Raw genomic sequence first — 25,835 nt, forward strand, 5'->3', positions numbered from 1 at the left:
TCACACGGCCCGGCTCCGCCCCTTCCCTTCCGTACGCCGGAGGAGTCCGACATGGCCGCACCGACCCCCACGCTCACCGTCCCCACGCTCACCGTCCCCGCGCAGCCGCTCGCCGGCCCCGCGCAGCCCCAGGCCCCCGCCGTCCCCGCCCTCGCCTCGGCCCCCGCCGTCCCCGCCCAGCCCCAGGCACCCGCCCGGCAGCCCGCGCCGCAGGCCCCCGACGAGCCGCCCGCGCCCCGGTACGTCGTCGGCCTCGCCCGCGACCGGGAGGAGGTACGGGCCGCGCAGCGACTGCGCCACCAGGTCTTCGCCGGAGAACTCGGCGCCCGGCTCGACGGCCCCGAGCCCGGCCTCGACTCGGACGCCTTCGACGCGTACTGCGACCACCTCCTCGTACGCGAGGAGACCACCGGCGAAGTCGTCGGCACCTACCGCATCCTGCCGCCCGACCGCGCCGCCGTCGCCGGACGCCTCTACTCCGAGAGCGAGTTCGACCTCACCCGGCTCGCGCCCATCCGCCACGACCTGGTCGAGGTCGGCCGCTCCTGCGTCCACCCCGCCCACCGCAACGGCGCCGTCATCGCCCTCATCTGGGCAGGGCTCGCCCGCTACATGACGACCACCGGCCACAACTGGCTCGCCGGCTGCTGCTCCCTCCCGCTCGCCGACGGCGGCACCCTCGCCGCCGCCACCTGGGACACCGTCAAGGCCAAGCACCTCGCCCCCGAGGAGTACTGGGTCACCCCGCACAAGCTCTGGAGCCCCGACGGCATCACCCGCCCCGAGGGCCGCACCGAGCTCCCGCCGCTGCTGCGCGGCTACCTCCGGCTCGGGGCCTGGGTCTGTGGCGCCCCCGCGCACGACCCCGACTTCGGCGTCGCCGACCTCTACGTCCTGCTCTCGCTGCGCCGCACCAACCCGCGCTACCTCAACCACTTCCTGTCGCTCGCCCCGGCACGGTGAACCGGACCACGGCCCTCTCGCCGTGGCTCCCCACGGCGCCCTGCACCCCGGGCCACTGCGCAGCCCACCCCGCCCACTCCGACCACGGCCGGTACCCCGACCACGGCCGGTACCCCGACCACGGCCGGTACCCCGACCACGGCCGGTACCCCGACCTCGGCCGGCTTCCCGCCGAGGACCCGGCGGGGGCCGTCCGGGCCGTGGCCCGGCTGACCGCCGGGCTCGGCACCGTCCTCCTCGGCCTCCTGCTCGCCCCGGCGACCGGTCTCCTCCCCGCCGCCACCCGGCTCGCCCTCGTCCGCCACTGGTCGCGCGCCGTGGTCCGCGCCTTCGGCATACGCGTCCGGTACGAGGGAACGGGTGTCGCCACCGGCCCGCTCCTCGTCGTCGCCAACCATGTCTCCTGGCTCGACATACCGCTGCTCGCGGCCGTGCTGCCGGGCCGGATGGTCGCCAAGGCCGAGGTGCGCCGCTGGCCCGTCCTCGGCACCCTCGCCGCCATGGGCGGCACCCTCTTCATCGACCGCGACCGGCTCAGGGCCCTGCCCGGCACCGTGCGGACGATGGCGGAGGTGCTCTCCGGCGGCGGCCGGGTGATCGTCTTCCCCGAGGGCTCGACCTGGTGCGGCCGGGCCCAGGGGCGCTTCCGGCCCGCCGCCTTCCAGGCCGCCCTGGACGCCGGCTGCGCCGTACAGCCGGTACGCGTCGACTACCGGCCCACCGACGGCGCCGCCTACGTCGCGGACGACCCCCTCGGGGCCTCGCTGTGGCGGGTCGTCTCGACCCGCCGGCTCACCGCGGTCGTACGGCCGGGGGAGCCGCTGCCCGCCCTTCGCCACCCGGACCGCCGCACGCTGGCGGCGGCAGCTCAGCGGGCCATCGCCAGCGACAGGGCGAACCTGCCCCCGCTCTCCGTCCACCAGCGGTCCAGATCGAGGCCCGCCTCGGCCAGCTCCGCCCGCACACCCGCCTGACGGAACTTCGCGGACACCTCCGTCCGCATCTCCTCGCCCGCCGCGAACGGCACCACGAGATCCAGCTCCGGGATCTTCACGGTCAGCGCGCGGCGGGCCCGCAGCCGCATCTCGATCCACTCCCGCTCGCGGTCCCACACCGCCACATGGTCGAAGTCGGCGGGATCGAAGTCAGCGTCCAGCTCCCGGTCGATCACGGACAGCACGTTCTTGTTGAAGGCGGCCGTCACACCGGCCGAGTCGTCGTACGCGGCGACGAGGGTCTCCTCGTCCTTCACCAGGTCCGTGCCGAGCAGCAGCGCGTCACCCGGCGTGAGCATGGCCCGGACCGAGCGCAGGAAGGTCCGCCGCTCCTCAGGCAGCAGATTGCCGATGGTGCCGCCGAGGAAGGCCACCAGACGCGGGCCCGGTGTCCCCGGCAGCCCGAGCCCCCGCGTGAAGTCCGCGACGAGGGCGTGCACCCGCAGCTCCGGCCGCTCGGCGAGCAGCGACTCCGCCGCCCCCGTCAGCGCCGTCTCGCTCACGTCCACGGGCACATAGCTGTCGAGACCCGGCAGCAGCGCGTCGATCAGGAACCGGGTCTTCTCCGAAGAGCCGGAGCCGAGCTCCACCAGGGTCCTCGCCCCGGTGGCGGCGGCGATCTCCGCTGCCCGCTCCTTCAGGATCTCCCGCTCCGACCGCGTCGGGTAGTACTCGGGCAGCCGGGTGATCTCCTCGAACAGCTCGCTGCCCCGGGCGTCGTAGAACCACTTCGGCGGCAGCTCCTTGGGGGAGCGGGACAGGCCGTGCAGGACATCGGCGCGCAGATCGGCGCCCGCGGCGTCCGGGGCGAGGGTACGGGTCAGCTGGAACGGGCTCACGCGGACGGCTCCTTGAGCGGGGTGAGGGTGACATCGGCGCGGTCGGTGGTCACGAGCGTGTGCTCGGGGACCTCCCGCCACCGGGGATCGTCGTCGTACGGTTCGGAGGCCACGACCACCCGGCCGGGACCCCGCAGGTACCAGAGGCTGTTCCCCCAGGCGGTCGCGGCGATCCGCGCACCGTCGGTGAGCAGCAGGTTCAGACCGGAACCGGGAGCCGCCTCGGCGGCCTCCCGCACCGTGTCGGCCAGCGCGGGACCCGGCGCGTCCCCGGCGCGCAGCCGGTGCAGCACCAGCGCCCAGAGCAGCGCCGAGTCGGTCCGGGCCTCGACCCGGAGCAGTTCACCGGCCGGCAGCGTCGCGGCGAGCGGCACCAGCGATTCGGGCCACCCCGGGACGGCGCCGTTGTGGCTGAACAGCCACGGTCCGGCCGTGAACGGCGCCGCCGCGGCCTCCCCGTCGGCGCCCGGCAGGGTGGCGCCGCGGACCGCCGCGAGCAGCGCCCCGGAGCGCACCACCCGGGCCAGGTCCGCGAAGGACAGGTCGCCCCAGATCGGAGCAGCCCGCCGGTACCGCGCGGGCACCGGATCGCCCTCCGCGTACCAGCCCACGCCGAAACCGTCGGCGTTCACCACACCGCTGGTCTGCGTACGGGGTTCCCAGGACTGGCGCAGCAGGGCGTGCGGCGGCCGGACCAGCAGCTCGCCGAGCGCCACCGGCTCGCCCACGAAGGCGATATGACGGCACATCAGCCCAGCTCCGCGTTCCTGGCCGTACGGAATCCGGAGAAGATCTGCCGCCGGACCGGCAGGTCCCAGTTCCGGAACGTCCCCCGGCAGGCCACCCGGTCCACCGCGAACGAACCGCCGCGCAGCACCTTGTGCTCAGGCCCGAAGAACACCTCCGAGTACTCCTTGTACGGGAAGGCCCGGAACCCCGGATACGGCATGAAGTCGCTCGCCGTCCACTCCCACACATCACCGATCAACTGCCGTACGCCGAGCGGCGACGCGCCCTCCGGGTAGCTGCCGGCCGCGGCGGGCCGCAGATGCCGCTGCCCCAGGTTGGCGTGTTCGGGCCCCGGGTCGGCGTCGCCCCACGGGAAACGGCGCGACCGCCCGGACACCGGGTCGTAGCGGGCGGCCTTCTCCCACTCGGCCTCCGTCGGCAGCCTCCGCCCCGCCCAGCGCGCGTAGGCGTCCGCCTCGTACCAGCTCACGTGCAGGACCGGCTCCTCCTCGGGCACCGGCTCCGTCAATCCGAAGCGGCGGCGCAGCCACTGCCCGCCGTCCCGCCGCCAGAACAGCGGCGCCGCGATGCCGTGCTCCCTGATCTGCGCCCAGCCCGCCGGCCGCCACCAGCGCGGATCCGTGTAGCCGCCGTCCGCCATGAAGGCCAGATAGGCGCCGTTCGTGACCGGCGTGGTGTCGAGATGGAAGGCGGGCACGATCCGGGCGTGCGCCGGACGCTCGTTGTCCAGCGCCCACGCCTCGTCCGAGGTCCCCATGGTGAACGGGCCGCCGGGGACCAGGACTTCGGTGGGCAGCGGCCCACCCCGGAACGAAGGCGGCGGGGGAGCGGTCAGCGCCGCCGGACCCTTCCGCAGCTGATGGGTGATCAGCATCGTCTCGTCGTGCTGCTGTTCGTGCTGGGCGATCATCCCGAAGGCGAAAGCCGCGTCGAGCAGCGGACGCCCCTCGAAGCGGGCCGTCTCCAGCACGTCGAGGACCCGGAGCCGGACGTCCGCCGCGTAGGCGCGGGCCTCGCCGGGGGCGAGCAGCGGCAGCGAAGGACGGCTGGCACGCGGATGCTCGAAGGCGTCGTACAGCGAGTCGATCTCGGGCCGCAGGGCCTCCTGCCCGGCCACCGCCCGCCACAGCCACTGCTCCTCCTGGTTGCCGATGTGCGCCAGGTCCCAGACCAGCGGCGACATCAAGGGGGAGTGCTGGGCGGTGAGTTCACCGTCCTCGACACAGGAGGTGAGCAGCGCCGTACGCGCCCGCGCCAAGGTCAGGGCATCCAGAGCACGCCGCCGCAGGGCACCCGCGTCCGGCTCCGCCTCGGTCGCCGTCATGACGTCACCACCTCCAGATCGTCGGCCGGGCAGCTCCCGGGAATCACGTACCGCTCGTGGAAGGCCGCGACCGCCCGACGCACCTCCGGGCCCGCCCCGATCCGGGGCAGCGCCTCCAGAGCGGCGGCGAACACCGTGCGGGCCGCCGCGTGCAGCTCCGGATCGGCGAGACCGTCGCGGGCCGCCGCCAGCCAGAGCGGATTGCGCGGCGCGCGGCCGGGACCGGACCGCTCCGCGAGCGGCTTCACCGCCCGGTACACCGTCTCCGCCGCCTCGGGGTCCTCGAACACCGCCGTCGTCACCGCCACCGGCACCATCCAGCCGTCCGGGCCGGGCTGCGCGTCGACCATCCGCAGTTCCAGATGGCCGCGCGGCCGAACCGGCGGGAACAGCGTCGTCATGTGGTAGCGCAGGTCGTCCACATCGGCCGGCCGGGGCAGACCCGAACGCAGCCAGTCGCGGAAGGTCAGCCCCTCCGGCACCGCCCACGGCCCCTCGTCGGCCCGCACGCACATCACCGGGGTGTCCAGGACGTGTGCCGCCCACTCCGCGCGCGGCTCCCCGTCGGGAGACGGCGCGAGTGCCCGCAGCGGGTCCAGGTCCGTCCACAGCGACTGCCGCGTCGAGCGCCAGCCCGTACGACGGCCGCCGTTCACCGGGGAGTTGGCGAAGGCGGCCACCAGAACCGCGCCCAGCAGATGCGCGAGCCGCCACCGACGGTGGTAGCCCAGCGGGCCCGGCTCCTCCAGACCGGCGTCGAGACAGATCTGCACCGAGGCCGAGTCGCACATCATCGCCCGGCCCGCCGGACCCGTACGGTCGAGCGCCGTCTCCATCGCGTCGTAACGAGGTTCGTGCAGCACCCGGCCGCGCGGCGCGTGCCACGGGTCCACCCCGTAACCGCTGAGGGTCAGGCCGAGCGGCCCGAGCGCCGCCCGCACCGCGCCGAGGTCGGCGGCGAGCGAGTCGAGACACTCCATGAGCGATCCGGCCGGGCGCGAGCTGAGCTCCAGCTGCCCACCGGGTTCGAAGGTCAGGGACGACACCAGCGGCAGCGACCGCACGGTGTCGAGGGCCGCCGCGAGCCTCGGCGGACGGACCGGCAGCCGGGGGTCGCGCAGCTCGTGCACGAACCACTCCAGCTCCACCCCGACGGTGCGGGGCGGTCCGGTCTTGAAGCAGATACATCGCAGCAGATCCTCCGCCTCACCCTCGGTGAGAGGGGGGCCGCCGCGCGGTATGCCGCTGGACGACATCCGTACACCTCCTGGTCATCGGGACGGGTCCCGGGGAGTTGCTGCTTCCACCTAAAGCCACCACCGACCGGCGTGCAAGAGCGCCCCGAGCCCCCCGGACGCGCCCCCCGTGCCCCCGCCCGACCGAAACCCCACGCCCCGCTCCCGGCGGGACGCGGCACCGCACCCGGTGAAAATCCGTTGTCCCCGCCGGGCACGGAAGACGAAGCTGGGGCCATGAGTGCACGACTGCGCGCCCTCGCGCGTCAGACCGAGGAGATCGTCGCCGCGGGCCACTACCGCGCCCCGGACGGCCGGACCGTCTCCCTCGCCGAGGACCTGGCCGCCGCGCTGGCCGGAACCCGTCTCCACGGCCCCGGGCCCGTCCCCGTCACCCCGGACACCGACCGCGTGCCCACCCTCCACGTCACCCCCGAGAGCAGCCTCCGGGCCGCCCGCCGGATGACCGGCGCCGACGCCGACCGCCCGGTCGCCGTCCTGAACTTCGCCTCCGCCCGCAACCCCGGCGGCGGCTACCTCAACGGCGCCCAGGCCCAGGAAGAGGCCCTCTGCCGCTCCTCCGCCCTCCACGCCACCCTGCTCCGCGCCCCCGCCTACTACGCCCACCACCGCGAGGAAAGGGACGCCTTCTACACCGACCGGGTCATCCACTCGCCCAGGGTCCCCGTCTTCCGCGACGACCGGGGCACCCTCCTCGACGCCCCCTTCACCGTCGGCTTCCTCACCTCACCCGCGCCCAACGCCGGCGTCGTCCGCCGCAGCACCCCCGAACGCGCCGGGCTGCTGCCCGCCGCGCTGGCCGCCCGCGCCGAACGCGTCCTGGAGACGGCCGCCGCCTCCGGATACCGGCGGCTCGTCCTCGGCGCCTGGGGCTGCGGGGTCTTCCAGAACGCCCCGGAGGACGTCGCCGGCGCCTTCAAGGCCCTGCTCACCGGTGACGGCCGCTTCGCCGGCCACTTCGAGGAGATCGTCTTCGCCGTCCTGGACCGCGCCCAGGGCGCCCCCACCCTGGCCGCCTTCGCCCGGGTCGTCGCCCCAGCCTCCTGACATGCGGCGCCAGGGGCTCCGTGCCAGGCTGAAGGGATACGGACCATCGTCCGACACCCGTCACGGGAGGCACGATCGTGGGCAAGAAACAGACCCGCACGAACCGGGGAGCCCGTACCGGCGGCCATGAGCACCGCACCGAGGCCACCGCGAAGGAACAGACCTCGACGGCTCCCAAGAGCGAGACCTCGATGCCACTCGTCGAGCACGCGTCCCACCGCAAGGAACGGAAGTTCGGCCACAACTGAGCCGGAACGAGAAGCCCTACGGGGGTACGCGAGAGGGCCCGGCGCCATGACGGCACCGGGCCCCCGCGTGTTCACCGGCTCCGGTCTCCGGAACCGACGTCACGGCTTCCGGAACCTCGCGGTTCCGGAGAGCCGCCTCCGGCGCCGGCTACTCCCCGTCGCCGACCGTGATCTCCACGCTCTCCCCCGACGCCCGGGGCGCCGGCGGCACCGCGCCGCCCAGCCGCTCCGGGGCGCCCGGGTTCATCGTGGCGAGCAGCTGCCGGGCCAGACCGAGACCGGTCCCGCCCATGGTCAGCGCCTTGGCGAACACGTCCGCCATCCCGTCGGCGCCGTTCAGCAGCACCATCTGGTCCACGTTCCCGAACGCGGAAGCGCCCGCCTGGACGATCTCGGGCCACTTCTCCGCCAACTGCTGCGCGACCACGGCCTCCTGGTTCTCCGCGAGCGCCGCCGCACGCGCCTTGATCGCCTCGGCCTCCGCCAGACCCTTCGCCCGGGTCGCCTCGGCGACCGCGAGCCCCTTGGCGTGCTGCGCCGCGGCCTCGGCCTCACCTGTGAGCCGGGTGGCCGTCGCCGCGGCGGCGCTCGCCAGCTCGGTCTCCTTCGCCTCGGCCTCGGCCGCCGAGATCCGGGCGTCACGCTCGGCCGCGGCCAGCGTCCGGGTCTCGTACGCCATCGCGTCGGCCGGTTTGCGGACCTCCGCCTGGAGCTGCTGCTCCTTGCGGTGTCCCTCCAGCTCGGCGACCCGGGTCTCCTGGACGACGACCTCCTGGCGGGAGGCCGCGTCGGCCAGCGGACCGGCCTGCCGGGCCCGCGCGGACGCCTGGTCCCGCTCGGCCTGGTAGCCCGCCTGGAGGATCTCGCTGTCGCGGGTCGCCTCCGACATCCGGGCCGCGGCCTGCTGCTCGGCCTCGGTCGCCCGCCGGTTCGCCTCGGCCTGCGCGATCCGGGCGTCGCGCGTGACGGCCGCCGCGTGCGGGGCGGCGAGGTTCTTGATGTACCCGGTCGGGTCCTCGATCTCGTGGATCTGGAGCGAGTCGACGATCAGACCGAGCTTCTCCATCTCCGTGCCACAGGCCGAACGCGCCTGCCCGGTCAGCTTCTCCCGGTCACGGATCATGTCCTCCACGGTCAACCCGCCGACGATGGCGCGGAGATGACCGGCGAAGACGATGTGCACCCGCTCCGACATCAGCTTCTGCTGGTCGAGGAAACGGCGGGCGGCGTTGGCGATCGACACGAAGTCGTCACCGACCTTGAAGATCACCACACCGCGGACCTTGAGCGGGATGCCCTGGTGGGTGACGCACTCCACCGACAGCTGGGTCTCGTTGAGGTCGAGCGAGAGCTTGCGCACCGCCTGCACCCCGGGCAGCACCAGCGTGCCGCGCCCGGTGACGATGCGGAATCCCATCCCCGCGCCGAGGCCTTCGTTCTTGTGGTTGGAACCGGAGATGATCAGCGCCTCGTTGGGTTCCGCGACGCGCCACATCATTTTGAACACGATGATGAGAACGGCGAGGGCGCCGACGACGACGCCCGCCAGAATGCCGAAGCTCATGGGCAAGGTCCCCCTTCACCGGAGCCGACGTGGATCCGGTGAAGGGAGTGTGCGCCCGCGACCGCCGCGGCTCAACGGTTCGGTCAACTGTCGTACGCGGCTGTGACATAGACGGTGCGAGGAGGGAGATGTTCCATGACCATCACCACCGTCCCGACCTCGATCCGCTCCTTGGCCGAGGCCGGATGGGCGAGGAAGTGCTCGGCGCCGCCCCGGATCCGGACGATCACCTCACCCACGAGGCCGGGCCCCACGGTGCCGGTCACCCGGCCGAGCAGTCCCACCATCGCGGAGTCCATCGAAGCGTCGTCCATGACTGAACGGTACGTCAGATCCAGTCGTCCAGAGCGGACATGAATCCGCCGAAGTCGTCCCGGTGGATCGTGTGGCCCGTCCCCGCCACCGTACGGACGGTGAAGCCGCGGCCTTCCAGCATCCGGGCGGCCCCGGGGGAGACCAGCAGGCTCGGATCGGCGAGGGTGACCAGGGAGGGGACACTCGCGCTCGCCGGCCACAGGTCGGCCCCCACGGACCCCATCAGACCGTGGGCCGTCCGCTCGTCCCAGTCGCGTACCGACGCCATCTCGGTGTCGACGTCCTCGTCGGACCAGTGCGGGTTGAACCCCTTGATCTGCCCCCGGGTCATCGACTTGCCCCGGACGAAGAGGTCGGCCCGGTAGCCGCCGGGGCCCGCGCCCAGGTGCCAGGCCGGGTCGGAGAAGACCGCGCGGGCCGGCGCCAGCCGGTCGAGGGCGCCGGCGAGCACGAGCCCGCCGAGCGAATGCCCCAGGGCCAATTCCGCACCGGCCGGAAGGGTTTCGACGAGGTCCTCGACGTGGTCCTCCGGCCGGTACGCCTCCGGGCCCGCGGCCCGCCCGCTGGCCCCGTGCCCCCGCAGGTCCACCGCGACCACCCGGTAGCCGCGCTCCGCGAGCGCCGGTCCTACCCGCCGCCAGGTGCGGTGGTCGGCCATGAGTCCGTGGACGAGCAGGGCGATCCGGTCCCCGGATCCCCAGGTGGTGGTGTGCAGGCGCACGGTGCCGCCTCTCTGACGGTGCTGCGGGCGCCGACGCGGATCAGCGCACGCTGCGGATGGGGCGCACGGCGAGCGCGCCGAGCACCGACAGTACGGCGGCGATCAGGAACAGCACCGTGTATCCGCCACTGAGCGAGACGATGAGCGAGGCCACGAACGGGGCGACGATCTGCGGGCCGGCGTTGGCGACGTTGAGGACGCCCATGTCCCGCGCGGCGTCCTCGGCCTTGGGCAGCACCATGGTCACCAGGGCGGTGTCGACGGCCATGTAGCAGCCGAAGCCCAGCCCGTTGACGGCGGAGAAGGCGAGCATCGCGGTCCAGCTCGCCGACAGGGCGGGGATGAGCAGGGCGACGGCGGCGAGCGCGGCGGAGGCGCCGACGAAGAGCTTGCGCCGGTCGAACCGGTCCGAGAGCCAGCCGCCGAGCACGGTGGAGACCATCATGGCGACCGCGTTGAGCGGCATGAGGATCGCCACCGCCTCCTCGGCGCTCAGCCCGGCGGGCAGCTCGGTGTGGTCCTTGAGGATGTACAGCTGGAACCCGGCGACCGAGAAGTAGCCCAGGATGAGCAGGGCGCGGCCGATGAAGGCCCAGCGGAAGTCGTGGTTCTTCAGGGCGCTGCCGAAGGCCGCGAGCTGCTCCTTGACGGGCATCGGTGCCTTGGCGGGCATCCGCTCCTCGCGGGCGCAGGTGGTGAAGAGCACGGCGGTGGCCGCGATGATCGCGCCGAAGACGAGGTAGCCGGTGCGGTAGTGCTCGGAGAAGGCCGCGCCGACGAGGGCGCCGATCGTCGAGCCGATGGGGAGGCCGAGACCGACGGCCGCGGAGGCCTTGCCCCGGGCGGCGAGCGGGACCCGGTCGGGCACCACGGAGGTCAGGGCCGCCTGGTAGATGTTCATGACCGCCTGGCCGAGACACCAGACGATGGTCACGAGCAGGATCGTGTGGACGCTGCCGAGGAGGAACATCACCGGGAGGGCGAGCAGACCGCCGGCGAGGATCCACGGGTTGCGGCGGCCGGTGCGGTCCGAGAGGGCGCCCGCCACCGGGTTGAACACGGTGGCGAAGATCGCGGAGATGCCGGAGACGAGGCCGAAGTTCGCCACCTTGTCGACGGGGTCGATCTCCTCGATCTGGAGGGCGAGGAGCATGCCGGGGACGCCGATGTACAGGGCGTACATGGCCGTGTTCCCGGCGAGGAGCAGAGGCAGCAGGCCCCGCGTCGGCCGTGCGGTGGCCGAGGGGGAGTCGGGGCCTTGGGTCGTAGAAAGGGCCACGTTGCCCTCCTGAGGAGATCGCCCGGGGGGCGGGCGAGAAGCGGAATCGAATGAGAGAATTACTCGTGTCACTGACACGTGTAAACACTGTGTAGCACTCATTTCAGGCCATCCGCCAGCCCCTGAGCCGGATCGTTCTGGAAAGATGCCGGAGCGATGAGCAAGCCAAGCGAACACTCCCCCGAACGTCCCGCCGGACGGCCGGTCCCGACCAGCGCCGATGTCGCCCGCCTCGCGGGCGTGTCCCGGGCCACCGTCTCGTACGTCCTGAACAACACCTCGGCCGTCCGCATCAGCGAGCCCACCCGGCAACGGGTGCGCGAGGCGGCCGAGGAGCTGGGGTACGTGCCGCACGCCGCCGCCCGCAGCCTGCGCGCCGGCCACAGCCGCATGGTGCTGATGCCCAGCTCCCACGTCCCGGTCGGACCGCTGTACAGCCAGCTCTTCAACGAGTTCCAATGGGCTCTGCGGCGCCTCGACTACACCGTGGTCCAGTACGGCAGCGTCGGCCTCGAAGCCGACGAGGCCGCTCGTGCCTGGGCCGAGCTGCGGCCGGTGGCCGTGGTCTCGCTCGGCGAGATCCAGCTGACCCCGCAAGGCGTCGAGATCCTCAAGCGGTCCGGGGCGAGGGCCGTGATCACCCTCGGCGCCGGCGGCGTCGAGGGCGCCCACACCCTGGTGTCGGACCAGACACGCGTCGGCGAGGTGGCCGCCGCCCACCTGATCGAGAGCGGCCGGCGCCGCATCGGGGTCGTCGTGCCGGAGGAGCCGGGGCTCGCGATGTTCTCCGGCCCCCGCCTCGAAGGCGCCCGGCGCGCCGCCGAGGGCACCGACGCCACCGTCGTACCCCTGACGCTGCGGTACGACGAGGAGTCGGCCGACGCGCTCGCCGGGCGCTGGCGCGAGCTCGGCCTCGACGCCGTCTTCGCCTACAACGACGAGTACGCGATGCTCCTGATGAGGTCGCTCCAGGACGCGGGCGTCGCCGTGCCCGAGGACACCGCCGTCATCGGCGCCGACGACCTCCTCCTCGGCCGTCTCCTGCGGCCCCGGCTGAGCACCGTACGGTTCGACATGGTGCGCGGCCGTGAGCTGGCGGAGCTGGTCGACCGGGCCGTACGGGAGCCGGAGGTGCCGCCGCGCACCCGCGCCATGCCGGACTCGCGGGTCATCCGGCGGGAGTCCAGCTGAGCGCTTAGCGTCGGTGCATGAGCACTGTTCCGAAGCGTTTCGAGATCCTGCTGGTGCCCGCGCACGTCGAGGACCGGGGCGACGCGTCCGTGACGGACAGCGCCGTACGATCCGCCGTCGTCGAGGCCACCGGGCGGCACGGTGAGACGGGCTACCCGATCTACGAGGGACATGGCATCAGGGCCGACATCGACCCCGAGACGCGGACGGTGGAGGCCCTGCTCGTCGACGGACGCGAGCTCGACTACGGCCTGACGGCCCTGGTGCGGCCGGCCGCACGCGTCTGACCTGGGGGCTTCTCCGCGCCTCGGCCCGCGGTGCCGCCCGGCGCGGCGCGTCGCCGTGTCGGGAAAGGGCCCGTTGACACGGCGGGCCTCCGGGCAGAGACTCTGCGCGCGCCGGGGCGAAAATCCTTTCACCAGGCGAGCAGAGTCGTTCCGAAGGCCACGTGGGAGAGAACCGATGAGCATCCGCGACGTCTACATCGTCGACGCCGTCCGCACCCCGATCGGGAAGTTCGGCGGCGCCCTCGCCTCCGTCCGTCCCGACGACCTCGCGGCACACGTCGTGCGGGCGCTCGTCGACCGCTCGCCGGCGCTCGACCCCGCGCTCGTCGACGACGTCTACTTCGGTGACGCCAACGGCGCGGGCGAGGACAACCGCGACGTGGCGCGGATGGCCGTCCTCCTCGCCGGACTGCCGGTCTCCGTCCCCGGCGTCACCGTCAACCGGCTCTGCGGCTCCGGCCTCGAAGCCGTCGTCCAGGCGGCCCGCGCCATCGCCCTCGGAGACGCCTCCGTGGCCATCGCCGGCGGCGTCGAGTCGATGTCCCGCGCCCCCTGGGTCCTGCAGAAGCCCGAGCGGGCCTTCCCCGCGGGCCACCAGCAGCTCCACTCGACCACCCTCGGCTGGCGCATGACCAACCCGCGCATGCCCGCCGAGTGGACGGTGGCGCTCGGCGAGGGCGCCGAGCAGATCGCCGACCGGCACGGCCTCACCCGCGAGCGGCAGGACGCCTTCGCCCTCGACAGCCACCGCAAGGCCGCCGAGGCCTGGGCGAAGGGCCTCTACGACGACGAGGTCGTGCCCTACCCGGGCGTGGACCTCGCCCGCGACGAGTGCATCCGCGAGGGCTCCACCATGGAGACCCTCGCCAGGCTGAAGCCCGCCTTCCGCCCCGAGGGCGGCACCGTCACCGCGGGCAACTCCTCGCCGCTCAACGACGGTGCGGCGGCCCTGCTGCTGGTCGACGAGGACGGACTGCGCGAGACCGGACGGGAGCCGCTGGCCCGCATCCGCGCCTCCGCGGTCACCGGCATCGAGCCCCAGCTCTTCGGACTCGGCCCGGTAGCGGCGGTCCGCCGGGCCCTGGAGAAGTCCGGCCGCTCCTTCGCCGACCTGCGGACCTTCGAGCTCAACGAGGCCTTCGCCGCCCAGGCGCTCGGCTGCCTCGCCGAATGGCCGGAACTGGACCCCGAGATCGTGAATCCTCGCGGTGGGGCCGTCGCCCTCGGCCATCCGCTCGGCGCCTCGGGTGCCCGGCTCGCCGGATCGGTGGCCCACCAGCTGGCGGCGGCCGGCTCGGGCACCGGCCTCGCCGCCCTCTGCATCGGCGTCGGCCAGGGCCTCGCCCTGGTCCTGGAGCGCTGAGCCGGCAGGGCCTCACACACGGCGCGAGGGGGGTACGGGAGCCTCTCCCGTACCCCCCTCGCCGTGGGTCACTTCTGCTCGGCCGCCGCTGCCGCCACGGACTTGCGGACCTCGTCCATGTCCAGCTTCCGCGCCTGGCCGATCACGTCCTCCAGCGCCGCCTCGGGCAGCGCGCCCGGCTGCGCGAAGACCGCCACGTTGTCCCGCACGATCATCAGCGTCGGGATCGAGCGGATCTCGAACGCCGCCGCGAGCTCCTGCTGCGCCTCGGTGTCGACCTTCGCGAAGACGAGATCCTGGTGACGCTCCGACGCGGCCTCGAAGACCGGCGCGAACTGACGGCAGGGACCGCACCAGGAAGCCCAGAAGTCGATCAGGACGAACCCGTTTCCGCTGACGATCTCGTCGAAGTTGTCCTTGGTGAGCGTTACGGTGCTCATGCTGCCTACCTTTCGGGGGTCTCCTGGCGGTGTCCTCACGGTCCCCTGGGGACTCGACCGGCACAACGGCGTATCGAGCCGTGCTATTCCGGCTGCCTGGAGCAGACTGGGGCCCATGACACGAACGGTCGAAGTAGAACACGAGTACGCGTACGACGTGGTGGTCCTGGGCGGCGGCCCGGTGGGGGAGAACGTCGTCGACCGTGTGCGGGCCGCCGGCCTCACCGCGGCGATCGTCGAGAGCGAACTGCTCGGCGGCGAGTGCTCGTACTGGGCCTGCATGCCCAGCAAGGCGCTCCTCCGGCCGGTACTCGCCCGCTCCGACGCCCGAAAGGTCGCAGGGCTGCGCGAGTCGGTCTACGGACCCCTGGACGCCCTGGAGGTCTTCGCCCACCGGGACGAGGTGGTCGGCCACTGGAAGGACGACGGCCAGGTGGACTGGCTGGACTCGATCGGCGTACGGGTCTTCCGGGGGCACGGCCGTCTCCACGGCCCCCGCCGGGTCGAGGTCACAGGTCCCGAGGGCGAGCGCCATGTCCTCACCGCCCGGCACGCGGTCGCCGTCTGTACCGGCACCCGCGCCGTCCTCCCCGACCTGCCCGGACTGGCCGGGGCGCGGCCCTGGACGAGCCGTGAGGCCACCAGCTCCGGCGAGGTGCCCCGGCGGCTGGCCGTGGTCGGCGGGGGAGTGGTCGGCGTGGAGATGGCCACCGCCTGGCAGGCCCTCGGCGCGCAGGTGACGATGCTCGTACGGGGCGGGGGCCTGCTCCCCCGGATGGAACCCTTCGTCGGCGATCACGTGGCCGAGGCGCTCACCGCCCGCGGCGCCGACATCCGTACCGGCGTCTCCGTCAGCGCGGTCGTGCGCGACGGCGGTACGGGACCGGTCACCGTCGTCCTGGAGGGCGGCGACCACGTCGAGGCCGACGAGGTGCTGTTCGCGACCGGCCGGTCCCCGCGCACCGAGGACATCGGCCTGGACACGGTGGGCCTGAAGCCCGGCTCCTGGTTCGACGTCGACGACAGCCTCCGGGTCACGGGCAGCGACTGGCTGTACGCCGTAGGGGACGTCAACCACCGCGCGCTCCTCACGCACCAGGGCAAGTACCAGGCGCGGATCGCCGGCGCGGCCATCGCCGCCCGTGCCCAGGACGGCAAGGCCTTCGACGGGGCGGGCTGGGGCCCGCACGCGGCCACCGCCGACCACGCCGCCGTCCCCCAGGTGGTGTTCAGCGACCCCGAGGCGGGCGCCGTCGGCCTGTCGCTCGCGGAGGCCGAGCGGGCCGGGTTCCGGGTGCGGGCGGTCGACCTCGACATGCGGCAGGTCGCGGGCGCCGGACTGTACGCCCAGGGCTACCGGGGGCATGCCCGGATGGTCGTCGACCTCGACCGCGAGGTGCTCCTCGGTGTCACCTTCGTCGGTCCCGGCATCGGGGAACTCGTCCACGCGGCGACGGTCGCGGTCGTCGCCGAGGTCCCGATCGCCCGGCTGTGGCACGCCGTCCCGTCGTACCCGACGCTGAGCGAGGTGTGGCTGCGGCTCCTGGAGGCGTACCGGGGCTGAGGGTTCGTCAGACTCTTGCCGTCGAAGGAGAGTTGCCGAGGGTTGGGGTGGTTGCGGCGCCCTCCTGGGGTCCGGCGGGGGTCCGGGTTGCGGCGCCGCCCTCCGGGTCGTCGGCGGGGTCGCCGCCCTCCGGTGCGTACGGGGTGATCAGCGCGCGCGCCGCCGAGCGGGCCACCTCCAGGGCGGTGCGTTCGTCCCGGCCGGACTCCTGGCCCAGGACCACGCGGGTGCTCAACCCGTCGAGCAAGGCCAGGAGTTCGGAGGCGCGAGCGGCGGCGTCGAGGGGCGCGAAGCGCCGTCGCGCCACACCGGCGGAGAGCAGCGACTCCAGGTCCTCCCGCCAGGCGCGGTCCAGCTCGTCCTGGGCCTCCCGGAGCGCGCTGTTGCCGGGGGTGCGGGCCCACAGCTCGATCCACAGTGTCCAGCGCGGGTCGCGCGGGCCGCGCGGAAGGTAGAGCCGCAGGAAGTGGTCGAGCTTGCGCTCGGCCGTGGTCCGCCGCGACAGCAGTGCGGCGCGCTCCTCGGCGAGCGCGGCCTCGCTCCAGCGGAGGGCGGCGAGCAGCAGCAGGTCCTTGCTGCCGAAGTAGTACAGGATGTGGCCGCCGCTCGTGCCGAGCCGCTCCGCGAGCGCCGACATGGTGAGGGAGGCGAGGCCGTCCTCGGCGATCGCCGTCATGGCCTCCTCCAGCATCCGCTCCTGGGTGACGTGTCCGTCCCGCCGTCGTGCCGCGCCCGCCATCGCCGCCGCCCCCGTCCATCCGCTCCGCCGTGTCCGGGATCGACCTTAACCGCAACCTCCGAAGGTCTTGACGTGGCCCGGACTCATCGCACATCTTGAATGCCGTTCTAGAACTTAGAACGGCATTCAAGAAACCACTCAAGATGGCATCCCAGACAAAAGCGGCATCCAAGACAGGAGTGCGGTGTGCTCGGACACGAGACGGAGCAAGTGACCAAAGGCCCGACGGCGACCGACGAGGTCTTCCGGGTCGAGGAGCACGGCATCGACCCCATACCCGACGCCGAACGGCACGGCGGCGCCAAAGAGGTCTTCTGGCTCTGGTTCGGCTCGAACCTCACCTTCACCTATGTCATCAACGGCGCCCTCGCCGTCGCCTTCGGGCTCTCCTTCTGGCAGGCCACCGCCGTCGTCGTGCTCGGCGGCCTCTCCTTCCTCGCCATCGGCGCCGCCGGACTCAGCGGCGTACGCACCGGCACCGCCACCCTCGTCATCTCCCGCGCCGCGTTCGGCCCGCGCGGCAACTGGCCCGCCGGCCTGCTCAACTGGATCGTCAGCATCGGCTACACCATCGTGAACACGGTGGTCGGCACCCTCGCCCTCGAAGCCTTCTTCGCCGACCTCGGCTGGCACGGCGGCGCCGTCCGCGCCCTCTCGCTCGCCGTCACCCTCGCGCTGACCTTCGCCGTGGCCCTCTGGGGCCACGCCACCGTCCAGTTCGCCGAACGCTGGATGGCCTACGTCCTCGCCGCCGGCTTCGCCGTCCTGCTCGTCCTCGTCCTCCCCGGCGCCGACACCACCGCCCCCGCCGCCGCGCCCGGCGCCTCCGGCTGGAGCCTCGCCTTCGTCGTCATGCTCGCGGGCCCCTTCTCGTACCTCCCGATGCCCGCCGACTACACCCGCTACCTGCCGCGTACGACCTCCCTCAAGGCCGTGACCTGGAGCGGAGCCCTCGGCGGCTTCGTCTCCTCCGTCGCCCTCGGAGTGGCCGGGGTGGCCGCCGCGACGCAGGTCGACATGACCGACGCCGTCGCGGGCACCGAGAGCCTGCTGCCCGGCTGGTTCCAGCCGCTCTTCCTCGCCCTCGTCCTCGGCGGATCCGTCACCAACTCGATCATCACGCTCTACTCCTCCAGCCTGAACCTCCAGGTCCTCGGCATCCCCTGGAGCCGCGCCCGCGCCATCGTCATCAGCGCCGCCGTCACCGCGCTCGGCTCCCTCGGCGCGCTCTTCCTCACCGACTTCACCACCTCGCTGCTCTCCTTCCTCTCCCTCCTGATCATCGTCTTCGCCCCCTGGGGCGGCGTCTTCCTCGCCGACATGGTGCTCCGCCGCTGCACCTACGACTCCGCCGGCCTGCACGCGAGCGGCGGTGGCCCCTACTGGTACCGCTCCGGCTGGCACCCGGCCGGTGTGATCGCGCTCGTCTCAGGACTGCTGTTCTCCGCGCTCACCTGCGACTCCGAGCTGTGGACCGGCCCGCTCGTCGCCCCGCTCGGCGGCGCGGACCTCACCCTGCTCGGCGCGGCGGTCTCGGCCCTGGTGTACGTGCTCCTCGCCCGCCGGACCGTGACGCCGATCCGCGCCTGAGACCGGCGTCCCGCCCGAACCGCACCGGTACCCGTGCCTGAACCGCATCGGTACCCGTGCCCGTGCCCGAACCGCATCGGCACCCGTGCCCGTGCCCGAACCGCATCGGCACCCCGCCCGCCGGCCCGCCCGAACCGCACCGACCCCCCTCGTACGAACGTCACGGAGTCACCCCGTATGAACGGCGCCACCCCGACCACCCCCGAAGCCCCCGTCGCTCCCGCCGACCTCCTCCTCACCGGGGCCCGGATCCACACCGTCGACCCCGCACTGCCCGAGGCCCAGGCCCTCGCCGTCCGCGCCGGACGGATCGTCTGGATCGGCTCCGACGCCGAGGCCGGCCCCTGGACCGGGCCCGGCACCCGGGTCCTCCGGGCCGGCGGCCGGCTCGTCCTGCCCGGCTTCGTCGACGCCCACAACCACGTCCGCCTCGGCTCCGACGACGCCTGCGTCCAACTCGCGGGCGCCCGCACCCTGGACGCGATCCACACCCGGATCCGCGCCTGGCACACCGCGCACCCCGCCGCCGAGTGGATCGAGGCCGAGGCCTTCGACTACTCCGCGATCCCCGAAGGGCGCATGCCCACCGCCGCCGACCTCGACCCGGCCACCGGCGACACCCCCGCCCTCGTCCTCAGCTACGACGTCCACACCGCCTGGCTCAACACCGCCGCGCTGCGGCGCCTCGGCGTCGACCGCGACCACACCGACCTGCCCTTCGGGCGGGCCGTCACCGACCCCACCACCGGCGAACCCACCGGATTCGTCAAGGACTTCGCCGTCAAGGGGCTCTCCCGCGAGGGCCACCGCGCCCTGCGCGAGCTCGGCCTGCCCTGGGCGGCGCCGGACCGGCAGTACGGCCGGCTCGCCAAGAGCCTCGACGACGCCATCGGCTTCGGCATCACCACCGTCGTCGAACCCCAGAACTCCCTGGACGACCTCGCCCTCTTCGAGCGCGCCCGCACCGAGGGCCGGCTGCGCTCCCGGATCGTCGCCGCGCTCTTCCACCCGCGCGGCACCACCGACCACGACCTCGACGAATTCCGGGCGGCTGCCGAGGAGTTCGCGGACGACCGGCTTCGCGTCGGACCGCTCAAGCTCTACATCGACGACGTCGTGGAACCGCGTACGGCCGCGCTCCTGGAACCGTACGCGGGCTGCTCCCACCACCGCGGCGACACCTTCTACCCTCCCGAGGAGTTCGCGGAACTGCTCACCCGCCTCGACGCGCGCGGCTTCCAGTGCTTCGTCCACGCCACCGGCGACCGGGGCATCCGTACGGTCCTCGACGCCGTCGAGCGGGCCCGCGCGGCCAACGGGCCGCGCGACGCCCGCCACCAGATCGTCCACGTCGAATGCCTCGACCCGGCCGACACCCCGCGCTTCGCCGCGCTCGGCGTCGTCGCGTGCATGCAGCCCCGGCACGCCGCCCCGGACATCGCGGGACCGGGCCAGGACTGGGCCGAGAACGTCGGCCCCGACCGCTGGCACAAGGCCTGGCCGCTGCGCAGCCTGCACGCCGCCGGCGCCGTCCTCGCCCTCTCCAGCGACTGGAACGTCGCCGAGATGGACCCCATGGTCGGCATCCACGCCGCCGTCACCCGCCGCCCGCCCGGCGGCGGGGAGGCCTGGACGGCGGGTGAGACGATCGATGTCGCCACCGCCGTCGAGGGCTACACGATGGGCTCCGCCTACGCCAACTTCCTCGAGGACGAACGGGGTTCACTCACCGTCGGCAAGCTCGCCGACTTCGTCGTCCTCTCCCGGGACATCCTCCGCATCGCGCCGGAGGACATCCCCGGCACGGTCGCGGAGACCGTCGTGGTGGGCGGAGAGGTCGTCGTGGAACGCTGACCCGCCCCCGTCAGTGGCCGCCCTCCCCGGTGGTCACCGCGACGCGCCGCTCGAAGCGGACTCCCGCGTCCCGGGACTCGTACACCCCGTCCTGGGTGGCGACGAGCAGCCGGCGCGCGTCGACGACGGTGAGCGCCTGCGGGGCGCCGCCCGGGACGGTCGACACCCGGGTCCAGACGGTGCCCCCGGCCGTCCCCCGGAAGAGGACGCCGTCCGGACCGACGCCGAAGAGGGCGCCGGGGGCGCCCCAGGAGACGTACGCGAGGACCCGGCCCGCGCCCGGGGCGAACGTCCTGCCGCCGTCCGTGCTGCGGACCACGCCGGACTCGGTGGTGGCCAGGACGGTCCCGGGTGCGGTGGGGGAGACGGCGATGTCGAGGGCGGGCAGGGTGGCGCGGTCCTCCCAGGTGACGCCGTCGGTGCTGACCCGCAGCAGTCCGTTCGCGCTGTCGTATCCGTAGACGGTGGAGTCGGAGGCGGTGTCGAGGGCGTGGAAGTCGACCTCGCCGCCGAGCGACTTCTCCCGCCAGGTGATCCCGGCGTCCGTCGACGCGACGAGGCCGAGGTCGGCGGGCCCGGCGGCGCCCGGTGCGGGGTGTCCGCTCGCCAGGAAGGTGCCGTCGGGGGTGACCGTGAAGCCCATGAAGTCGTCCCGGCGGTCGCCGACCGGTGTGGGCCGGCCGTCGGCGCCGGGGGTGTGGAGCCCTTGGTGGGTGGCGACGTAGAGGGTGTCGCCGCGGAGGCCGAGCCCGTGGATGTGGCTGAGGGCGGCGCCGGGGTCCGTCGCGGCGCCGGTGTCGGCATCGGCCGAACAGGCGGTGAGGGCCACGGCGAGGGACAGCGTGGCGAGGGCGGCGGCCGTGCGGCCGGAGTAGTGCTTCGTCATCGTTCTTTCGCCTGAGGAGAGTGGGTACGGCGGCGGGGCGGCCCGCCCCCGAGGGGACGGGCCGCGTGTCGCGTGCGTGCGGGTGCGCGGAAGGGGGTCCGGGCCGGTCAGATCCGGTCGAGGATCTTCCGCAGCGCGGCGACCTCTTCGGACTGGGTCCGCACCACGTCGTCGGCGAGCGCCTTCGCCGTGGCGTTCGTCCCGCTCTTCTGCTCCTCCTTCGCCATGTCGACGGCGCCGTTGTGGTGGGCGATCATCAACTCGGCGAACTTGCGGTCGAAGGCCTTGCCCTTGACGGCGGCCAGGTCCTTCATGTCCTGCTCGGACATCATCCCGGCCATGCTGTGCCCGCCGCCGGAGCCGTGGCTCGCGGACTCGGGCCTGCCCCAGCCCTTGAGCCAGGCCTTCATCTTCTGGATCTCCGGGTCCTGCGCCCGCTCGATCGCGGCGACCAGCTTCTTGACCTCGGGGTCCTCCGCCCTCCCGTCGGCGAGCTCCGCCATCTCCAGGGCCTGCTGGTGGTGGGGGATCATCATCTGCGCGAACATGACGTCCGCGTCGTTGAAGTCGCCCGGGGCGGGGGCGGCGGCGCCGTCGGCGGGCGGGGACGCGGGCGCGCCGGTGGTGGCGGAGGCGGACATACCGCCGTGGTCAGTTCCGCTCATGCCGTCGTCGGTGCCGCAGGCGGCGAGCAGGAGACCGGTAGCGGTGACGGCACCGGCGAGAGCGAGCTTCCGGGCGGTGGTCCGGACGGTCTTCCGGGACGTCTTCCGGGCGGTGCGGTTCGTGAAGGTACGCATGTGGGTGAGACCTCGTGTGCTGTTCGTACAGACGGAAAAGGGCAGGCCGAAGCGTTCACGGGCAGCACGAGGCGCCCGCGGTGGCGGTACGGCCTAGATCCGCAGGACGGACAGTCGGGTGAGGTCGGGGGGCCTGGCCGGAGGGGCGTGCGGCCCGAGCGCGGGGGTGAGCCGCGCGAGAAGGAGGGTGAGCCAGTCGGGGCGGCGCGCCAGGGCGGCGCGGACGAGCCCCGCGAACAGCCACCCGGCGAGGACGGCCACGCAGAGGGTGGTCATGTCCATCCCGGAACCCGGCTCGTGCCGGGCGTCGGAGCTGTCACCGCCGTGGGGGACGGCGGCGCGGGCGGTGGTCACGGCCGCCGACGAGGACGTATGAGCCGACTGACCGGCGACCGTCGCCGAGGACACGACCGACGACGATGACGATGTGGACGACGCGGGAGCGGTCGCCATGTCGCCGCCGGAGCCCTCCGGGTGTCCGACGGCGTGCATCAGGAACACGCCGAGCGCGAGCACGACGACGAGCAGAAGGTGCGCGAGGGCACCTTCCGCTCGTCTGCCGCGTTCCGCTCGGTGTGTACGCACAGCCAGGCCTCCTGGCTGCCGAATATACCGTGCCGGGGTATCGGACCCGCGTCAGGACGGCGGGGTTTCGCCCGCCATGGCCGCGGCCATCCGCAGGTGCGGCGCGGCCTCGTCCGGGCGGCCCTGGCGCTCCAGGGCGCGCCCGAGCATCAGCCGGGCGTAGTGCTCGACCGGGTCGCGCTCCAGGACGGCGCGCAGTTCGGTCTCGGCCCGCGAGAGCTGGGCGGAGTGGTAGTAGGCACGGGCGAGGAGCAGGCGCTGGGCGGTCTGGTCCGGGTGCTCGGCGACCAGGCCGCGCAGGATGCGGACGGCGGTTCCGTACTCCTTCGCGTCGAAGAAGAAACGGGCGCGGTCCCAGCGTTCTGCGGCCGTTCCGAACTCGTAGTACGTGTCGCTCACTTGGTCTTCCTCTCCAGCGGCCCGCATCTGCCACCCTGTGTGGCGGTCGACCAGGTCAACAAGCCTGGATGGTTGAACATTCCACAACGATGGGTTGAGCGTCATGAGCAATCTTGATCGTCAGGCCGCCCTGACCGTGTGCGGTGGCCGCGGCTTCGTCGTCGCCGAGCCGGTACGGGAACTCCTCAGCCCCCGGCACGTCCGCCTCGGCGAGTCGACCGAGGTCCGCCGGCTGCTCCCGAACCTCGGCCGGCGGATGGTGGGCGCCTGGACCTTCGTCGACCACTACGGCCCCGACGACATCGCCGACGAACCCGGCATGCAGGTCCCGCCGCACCCGCACATGGGGCTCCAGACCGTCAGCTGGCTCCACGAGGGCGAGGTGCTGCACCGCGACTCCACCGGCAGCCTCCAGACCATCCGCCCGCGCGAGCTGGGCCTCATGACCTCGGGCCGTGCCATCTCCCACTCCGAGGAGAGCCCCCGGCCGCACGCCCGCTACCTGCACGGCGCCCAGCTCTGGGTCGCGCTCCCCGACGCCCACCGCCATGTCGAGCCGCACTTCCAGCACCATGCCGAGCTGCCCCGCGTCACCGCGCCGGGCCTCACGGCCACCGTCATCCTGGGCGCCCTCGACGGTGCCGCCTCGCCCGGCACCACGTACACCCCGCTCGTCGGCGCCGACCTCGCGCTGACCGCCGGCACCGAGACGGACCTTCCGCTGGACCCGGACTTCGAGTACGCGGTCCTCGCGATGTCCGGCGAGGTCCACGTCGACGGCGTCCCCGTCCTGCCCGGCTCCATGCTCTACCTGGGCTGCGGCCGTACTGAGCTCCCGCTGCGCGCGGCCTCGGACGCGGGCCTGATGCTCCTCGGCGGAGAGCCCTTCGAGGAGGAGATCGTCATGTGGTGGAACTTCGTGGGCCGCGCGGACGAGGAGATCCGCGAGGCGAGGGAGGCGTGGATGACGTCCGACCGCTTCGGCGAGGTCAAGGGCTACGGCGGCGCCCGCCTGGACGCGCCGGAGGTCCCGGCGACCCAGCTGAAGGCGCGGGGTAGGGTGCGCTGAACTGGGGTTTTCTCTGTTGATTCGATGCAGGGTCGGGGAATGTCCGACCCCTGCCTGTGGCTGTCGTGGTGACTGCGGGAGGGGACGTATCGCAGCCTCCCGCAGTCACCGCAGTCGACGGGTGCGTATCCAGAGTGTGCTCGTGTGCGAGCAGGTCTGGTCAGCTGAATGCTGACCTTTTACTGACAGGTCGTCAGGTGCCTCGTCGGTGCGGCGCAGGGTGAGGGCGGGCCGGTCTCGGCACCGTAGCCCGCGCCGTTCATGGGCTGGCGAGGTGTCGTGGTAGACGCAGGTCCTGTATGAGCCCCTCCTGCTATGCGCCCTGGGCGGCATCGGATGCGTCATGCTCGGCAAGGGCCTCTCTCGCGTCGGCACATGGGCCGACAGAGGGACTGTAAATCGTTCGGTGTAACTCCCGATCATGGAGGATGCACCGATGACCAGTGAGAACGTGACCGAGGCCGAGATCAGCGAGGCGATAGAGCCTCAGCCGGCGAGGGCGGTGGACGATCGGCTGATCGACGAGCTGGTCTCCCGGGCCCAGGCCGAGGGCCTGCAGCTGACAGGCGAGGGTGGACTGCTGCAGCAGCTGACGAAGTGGCTGCTGGAGTCCGCCCTGGAGGGCGAGATCACCGACCATCTCGGCTATGACAAGCATGATCCGGCCGGGAAGAACGGCGGCAACTCCCGCAACGGCACCCGTGCGAAGACCGTGCTGACCGACGTCGGCCCGGTGGAGATAACCGTGCCGCGTGACCGCGACGGATCGTTCGAGCCGAAGATCGTCAAGAAGCGGCAGAAGCGTCTGACCGGCGTGGACGAGATGGTCATCTCGCTGTCCGCGAAGGGCCTGACCACCGGCGAGGTCCAGGCCCACCTGGCCGAAGTCTATGGCGCCGATGTCTCGCGCCAGACGATCTCCACGATCACCGACAAGGTCCTCGAGGGCATGGCCGAATGGCAGAACCGGCCCCTCGACCCGGTCTATCCGGTGGTGTTCATCGACGCGATCCACGTGAAGATCCGCGACGGCGCCGTCGCCAACCGGCCGATCTATGTCGCCCTGGCCGTCACCGTCGAGGGCCGGCGCGAGATCCTGGGGCTGTGGGCCGGGGACGGCGGCGAGGGCGCCAAACACTGGATGCACATCCTCACCGAGATCAAGAACCGCGGCGTGAACGACGTCCTCATGCTGGTCTGCGACGGGCTGAAGGGCCTGCCCGACGCGGTCGAGACCGTCTGGCCGAAGACGATCGTGCAGACCTGCGTGGTCCACCTGCTGCGGAACTCCTTCCGCTATGCGGCCCGCCAGGACTGGGACAAGATCGCCAAGGTCCTCAGGCCTGTCTACACCGCCGCGACCGAGGAGGCCGCGCTCGAACGGTTCGCCGAGTTCGCTGACACGTGGGGCCGGAAGTATCCGGCGATCATCAGGCTCTGGGAGAACGCTTGGGAGGAGTTCACCCCGTTCCTGCGGTTCGACACCGAGATCCGCCGCATCGTCTGCACGACCAACGCGATCGAGTCGGTGAACGCCAGGATCCGGCGGGCGGTCAAGGCCCGCGGGCATTTCCCGAACGAGCAGGCCGCGTTGAAGTGCGTCTACATGGCGATCATGTCGCTCGACCCGACCGGCAAGGGGCAGGCCCGCTGGACCCTGCGCTGGAAGACCGCTCTGAACGCCTTCGACATCACCTTCGACGGCCGGCTCTCCGCAGCTCGTCAGTAACCCCAACCACCCTCGTTACACCGTTCGATTGACAGACC

The 25,835-nt window shown here is 72.8% G+C and carries 25 protein-coding genes and 1 pseudogene; 12 read left to right on the forward strand and 14 right to left on the reverse strand.

Annotated features, from left to right (window positions below; translation table 11 throughout):
• Window positions 1-51 precede the first annotated feature (51 nt).
• Together V4Y03_RS30560 and V4Y03_RS30565 are read left to right on the forward strand one after the other, a co-directional pair.
• Complete coding sequence (locus V4Y03_RS30560; RefSeq protein ID WP_332437058.1) at window positions 52-963, forward strand: GNAT family N-acetyltransferase; 912 nt, start codon at window positions 52-54, stop codon at window positions 961-963.
• On the forward strand, window positions 960-1,937 hold the full coding sequence (locus V4Y03_RS30565; RefSeq protein ID WP_332437059.1) for a lysophospholipid acyltransferase family protein: 978 nt from the start codon (window positions 960-962) through the stop codon (window positions 1,935-1,937). Before V4Y03_RS30560 ends, V4Y03_RS30565 begins: the two co-directional genes overlap by 4 nt.
• Here V4Y03_RS30565 and egtD read toward each other — a convergent pair.
• The 4 genes from egtD to egtA are packed head-to-tail and all read right to left on the reverse strand — an operon-like array spanning window position 1,832 to window position 6,127.
• The gene (egtD, locus tag V4Y03_RS30570; RefSeq protein ID WP_317878760.1) at window positions 1,832-2,797 is read right to left on the reverse strand and encodes an L-histidine N(alpha)-methyltransferase; all 966 of its coding nucleotides are present in this window, start codon (window positions 2,795-2,797) and stop codon (window positions 1,832-1,834) included. The two genes, V4Y03_RS30565 and egtD, sit on opposite strands and share 106 nt — an antisense overlap.
• Entirely contained in the window at window positions 2,794-3,546 is a 753-nt protein-coding gene (gene egtC / locus V4Y03_RS30575; protein WP_332437060.1) for an ergothioneine biosynthesis protein EgtC, read from the reverse strand. The genes egtD and egtC overlap by 4 nt, the downstream gene beginning before the upstream one ends.
• Entirely contained in the window at window positions 3,546-4,871 is a 1,326-nt protein-coding gene (gene egtB, locus V4Y03_RS30580; protein ID WP_332437061.1) for an ergothioneine biosynthesis protein EgtB, read from the reverse strand. The genes egtC and egtB overlap by 1 nt, the downstream gene beginning before the upstream one ends.
• Window positions 4,868-6,127 (reverse strand): ergothioneine biosynthesis glutamate--cysteine ligase EgtA, encoded by a 1,260-nt coding sequence (egtA, locus tag V4Y03_RS30585; RefSeq protein WP_332437062.1) that lies wholly within the window; start codon window positions 6,125-6,127, stop codon window positions 4,868-4,870. The genes egtB and egtA overlap by 4 nt, the downstream gene beginning before the upstream one ends.
• Before the next feature lie 216 nt (window positions 6,128-6,343).
• Here egtA and V4Y03_RS30590 point away from each other — a divergent pair, with 216 nt between their 5' ends.
• Both V4Y03_RS30590 and V4Y03_RS30595 read left to right on the forward strand, forming a co-directional pair.
• Window positions 6,344-7,174 (forward strand): TIGR02452 family protein, encoded by an 831-nt coding sequence (locus tag V4Y03_RS30590; RefSeq protein WP_332437063.1) that lies wholly within the window; start codon window positions 6,344-6,346, stop codon window positions 7,172-7,174.
• A gap of 77 nt (window positions 7,175-7,251) precedes the next feature.
• A complete protein-coding gene (locus V4Y03_RS30595; RefSeq protein WP_317875073.1) occupies window positions 7,252-7,422 on the forward strand; it encodes a hypothetical protein in 171 nt (56 codons plus the stop codon).
• 148 nt (window positions 7,423-7,570) lie between these two features.
• On the opposite strand, the gene V4Y03_RS30600 is transcribed toward V4Y03_RS30595, so the two are convergent.
• From V4Y03_RS30600 to V4Y03_RS30615, 4 genes are all read right to left on the reverse strand, one after another.
• Window positions 7,571-8,986, reverse strand: coding sequence for a flotillin family protein (locus tag V4Y03_RS30600; protein ID WP_332437064.1), 1,416 nt, complete (start codon window positions 8,984-8,986; stop codon window positions 7,571-7,573).
• Between the two features lie 83 nt (window positions 8,987-9,069).
• Window positions 9,070-9,300: a hypothetical protein gene (locus V4Y03_RS30605; RefSeq protein WP_056561854.1), complete on the reverse strand. Its 231-nt coding sequence runs from the start codon at window positions 9,298-9,300 to the stop codon at window positions 9,070-9,072.
• Window positions 9,301-9,314: 14 nt separating this feature from the next.
• Window positions 9,315-10,022 (reverse strand): alpha/beta fold hydrolase, encoded by a 708-nt coding sequence (locus V4Y03_RS30610; protein WP_317875071.1) that lies wholly within the window; start codon window positions 10,020-10,022, stop codon window positions 9,315-9,317.
• Window positions 10,023-10,062: 40 nt separating this feature from the next.
• The gene (locus tag V4Y03_RS30615) at window positions 10,063-11,301 is read right to left on the reverse strand and encodes an MFS transporter (protein WP_332437065.1); all 1,239 of its coding nucleotides are present in this window, start codon (window positions 11,299-11,301) and stop codon (window positions 10,063-10,065) included.
• Between the two features lie 156 nt (window positions 11,302-11,457).
• On the opposite strand from V4Y03_RS30615, the gene V4Y03_RS30620 reads away from it, so the two are divergent.
• The 3 genes from V4Y03_RS30620 to V4Y03_RS30630 all read left to right on the forward strand — a co-directional run bounded on the left by V4Y03_RS30620 (window position 11,458) and on the right by V4Y03_RS30630 (window position 14,142).
• Complete coding sequence (locus tag V4Y03_RS30620; protein WP_317875069.1) at window positions 11,458-12,492, forward strand: LacI family DNA-binding transcriptional regulator; 1,035 nt, start codon at window positions 11,458-11,460, stop codon at window positions 12,490-12,492.
• A gap of 17 nt (window positions 12,493-12,509) precedes the next feature.
• On the forward strand, window positions 12,510-12,779 hold the full coding sequence (locus V4Y03_RS30625; protein WP_317875068.1) for a hypothetical protein: 270 nt from the start codon (window positions 12,510-12,512) through the stop codon (window positions 12,777-12,779).
• Between the two features lie 175 nt (window positions 12,780-12,954).
• Window positions 12,955-14,142, forward strand: coding sequence for a thiolase family protein (locus V4Y03_RS30630; protein ID WP_317875067.1), 1,188 nt, complete (start codon window positions 12,955-12,957; stop codon window positions 14,140-14,142).
• 68 nt (window positions 14,143-14,210) lie between these two features.
• Here V4Y03_RS30630 and trxA read toward each other — a convergent pair whose 3' ends face one another.
• Window positions 14,211-14,582 carry a thioredoxin gene (gene trxA, locus V4Y03_RS30635; RefSeq protein WP_317875066.1) on the reverse strand — a complete coding sequence of 124 codons (372 nt, stop codon included), beginning with the start codon at window positions 14,580-14,582 and terminating at the stop codon, window positions 14,211-14,213.
• A gap of 115 nt (window positions 14,583-14,697) precedes the next feature.
• Between trxA and V4Y03_RS30640 the strand changes: the two genes are divergently transcribed.
• Window positions 14,698-16,146 (forward strand): dihydrolipoyl dehydrogenase family protein, encoded by a 1,449-nt coding sequence (locus V4Y03_RS30640; protein WP_332437066.1) that lies wholly within the window; start codon window positions 14,698-14,700, stop codon window positions 16,144-16,146.
• A 145-nt stretch (window positions 16,147-16,291) separates the two neighbouring features.
• Here the strand turns inward: V4Y03_RS30640 and V4Y03_RS30645 are convergent.
• Window positions 16,292-16,885: pseudogene (locus V4Y03_RS30645) on the reverse strand (TetR/AcrR family transcriptional regulator); the annotation flags it as partial.
• 186 nt (window positions 16,886-17,071) lie between these two features.
• Here V4Y03_RS30645 and V4Y03_RS30650 point away from each other — a divergent pair.
• Window positions 17,072-18,475, forward strand: a complete 1,404-nt coding sequence (locus tag V4Y03_RS30650; protein ID WP_443079850.1) for a purine-cytosine permease family protein — start codon at window positions 17,072-17,074, stop codon at window positions 18,473-18,475.
• A 177-nt stretch (window positions 18,476-18,652) separates the two neighbouring features.
• The gene (locus tag V4Y03_RS30655) at window positions 18,653-20,329 is read left to right on the forward strand and encodes an amidohydrolase (RefSeq protein WP_332437068.1); all 1,677 of its coding nucleotides are present in this window, start codon (window positions 18,653-18,655) and stop codon (window positions 20,327-20,329) included.
• A 10-nt stretch (window positions 20,330-20,339) separates the two neighbouring features.
• Here the strand turns inward: V4Y03_RS30655 and V4Y03_RS30660 are convergent, their stop codons facing one another.
• The 4 genes from V4Y03_RS30660 to V4Y03_RS30675 all read right to left on the reverse strand — a co-directional run bounded on the left by V4Y03_RS30660 (window position 20,340) and on the right by V4Y03_RS30675 (window position 23,026).
• Entirely contained in the window at window positions 20,340-21,215 is an 876-nt protein-coding gene (locus tag V4Y03_RS30660) for a F510_1955 family glycosylhydrolase (protein WP_332437069.1), read from the reverse strand.
• Between the two features lie 107 nt (window positions 21,216-21,322).
• Window positions 21,323-22,015 carry a DUF305 domain-containing protein gene (locus V4Y03_RS30665; protein ID WP_332437070.1) on the reverse strand — a complete coding sequence of 231 codons (693 nt, stop codon included), beginning with the start codon at window positions 22,013-22,015 and terminating at the stop codon, window positions 21,323-21,325.
• 93 nt (window positions 22,016-22,108) lie between these two features.
• A complete protein-coding gene (locus V4Y03_RS30670) occupies window positions 22,109-22,600 on the reverse strand; it encodes a hypothetical protein (protein WP_332437071.1) in 492 nt (163 codons plus the stop codon).
• Between the two features lie 51 nt (window positions 22,601-22,651).
• Complete coding sequence (locus V4Y03_RS30675; protein WP_442809480.1) at window positions 22,652-23,026, reverse strand: tetratricopeptide repeat protein; 375 nt, start codon at window positions 23,024-23,026, stop codon at window positions 22,652-22,654.
• 76 nt (window positions 23,027-23,102) lie between these two features.
• Here V4Y03_RS30675 and V4Y03_RS30680 point away from each other — a divergent pair, with 76 nt between their 5' ends.
• Together V4Y03_RS30680 and V4Y03_RS30685 are read left to right on the forward strand one after the other, a co-directional pair.
• A complete protein-coding gene (locus V4Y03_RS30680; protein WP_332437072.1) occupies window positions 23,103-24,068 on the forward strand; it encodes a pirin family protein in 966 nt (321 codons plus the stop codon).
• A 436-nt stretch (window positions 24,069-24,504) separates the two neighbouring features.
• Window positions 24,505-25,797 carry an IS256 family transposase gene (locus V4Y03_RS30685; RefSeq protein WP_332437073.1) on the forward strand — a complete coding sequence of 431 codons (1,293 nt, stop codon included), beginning with the start codon at window positions 24,505-24,507 and terminating at the stop codon, window positions 25,795-25,797.
• The last annotated feature ends 38 nt before the right edge of the window (window positions 25,798-25,835 follow it).

It is taken from the genome of Streptomyces sp. P9-A4, assembly GCF_036634195.1.
Classification (GTDB): Bacteria; Actinomycetota; Actinomycetes; order Streptomycetales; family Streptomycetaceae; genus Streptomyces.

Excerpts from the sequence above, each read along its gene's own strand:
- V4Y03_RS30560 (WP_332437058.1), top strand. The coding sequence starts at position 52 with ATGGCCGCACCGACCCCCACGCTCACCGTCCCCACGCTCACCGTCCCC.
- egtC (WP_332437060.1), bottom strand. The coding sequence starts at position 3,546 with ATGTGCCGTCATATCGCCTTCGTGGGCGAGCCGGTGGCGCTCGGCGAG.
- egtB (WP_332437061.1), bottom strand. The coding sequence starts at position 4,871 with ATGACGGCGACCGAGGCGGAGCCGGACGCGGGTGCCCTGCGGCGGCGT.
- egtA (WP_332437062.1), bottom strand. The coding sequence starts at position 6,127 with ATGTCGTCCAGCGGCATACCGCGCGGCGGCCCCCCTCTCACCGAGGGT.
- V4Y03_RS30590 (WP_332437063.1), top strand. The coding sequence starts at position 6,344 with ATGAGTGCACGACTGCGCGCCCTCGCGCGTCAGACCGAGGAGATCGTC.
- V4Y03_RS30600 (WP_332437064.1), bottom strand. The coding sequence starts at position 8,986 with ATGAGCTTCGGCATTCTGGCGGGCGTCGTCGTCGGCGCCCTCGCCGTT.
- V4Y03_RS30605 (WP_056561854.1), bottom strand. The coding sequence starts at position 9,300 with ATGGACGACGCTTCGATGGACTCCGCGATGGTGGGACTGCTCGGCCGG.
- V4Y03_RS30620 (WP_317875069.1), top strand. The coding sequence starts at position 11,458 with ATGAGCAAGCCAAGCGAACACTCCCCCGAACGTCCCGCCGGACGGCCG.
- V4Y03_RS30625 (WP_317875068.1), top strand. The coding sequence starts at position 12,510 with ATGAGCACTGTTCCGAAGCGTTTCGAGATCCTGCTGGTGCCCGCGCAC.
- V4Y03_RS30630 (WP_317875067.1), top strand. The coding sequence starts at position 12,955 with ATGAGCATCCGCGACGTCTACATCGTCGACGCCGTCCGCACCCCGATC.
- trxA (WP_317875066.1), bottom strand. The coding sequence starts at position 14,582 with ATGAGCACCGTAACGCTCACCAAGGACAACTTCGACGAGATCGTCAGC.
- V4Y03_RS30640 (WP_332437066.1), top strand. The coding sequence starts at position 14,698 with ATGACACGAACGGTCGAAGTAGAACACGAGTACGCGTACGACGTGGTG.
- V4Y03_RS30655 (WP_332437068.1), top strand. The coding sequence starts at position 18,653 with ATGAACGGCGCCACCCCGACCACCCCCGAAGCCCCCGTCGCTCCCGCC.
- V4Y03_RS30660 (WP_332437069.1), bottom strand. The coding sequence starts at position 21,215 with ATGACGAAGCACTACTCCGGCCGCACGGCCGCCGCCCTCGCCACGCTG.
- V4Y03_RS30665 (WP_332437070.1), bottom strand. The coding sequence starts at position 22,015 with ATGCGTACCTTCACGAACCGCACCGCCCGGAAGACGTCCCGGAAGACC.
- V4Y03_RS30675 (WP_442809480.1), bottom strand. The coding sequence starts at position 23,026 with ATGCGGGCCGCTGGAGAGGAAGACCAAGTGAGCGACACGTACTACGAG.
- V4Y03_RS30680 (WP_332437072.1), top strand. The coding sequence starts at position 23,103 with ATGAGCAATCTTGATCGTCAGGCCGCCCTGACCGTGTGCGGTGGCCGC.
- V4Y03_RS30685 (WP_332437073.1), top strand. The coding sequence starts at position 24,505 with ATGACCAGTGAGAACGTGACCGAGGCCGAGATCAGCGAGGCGATAGAG.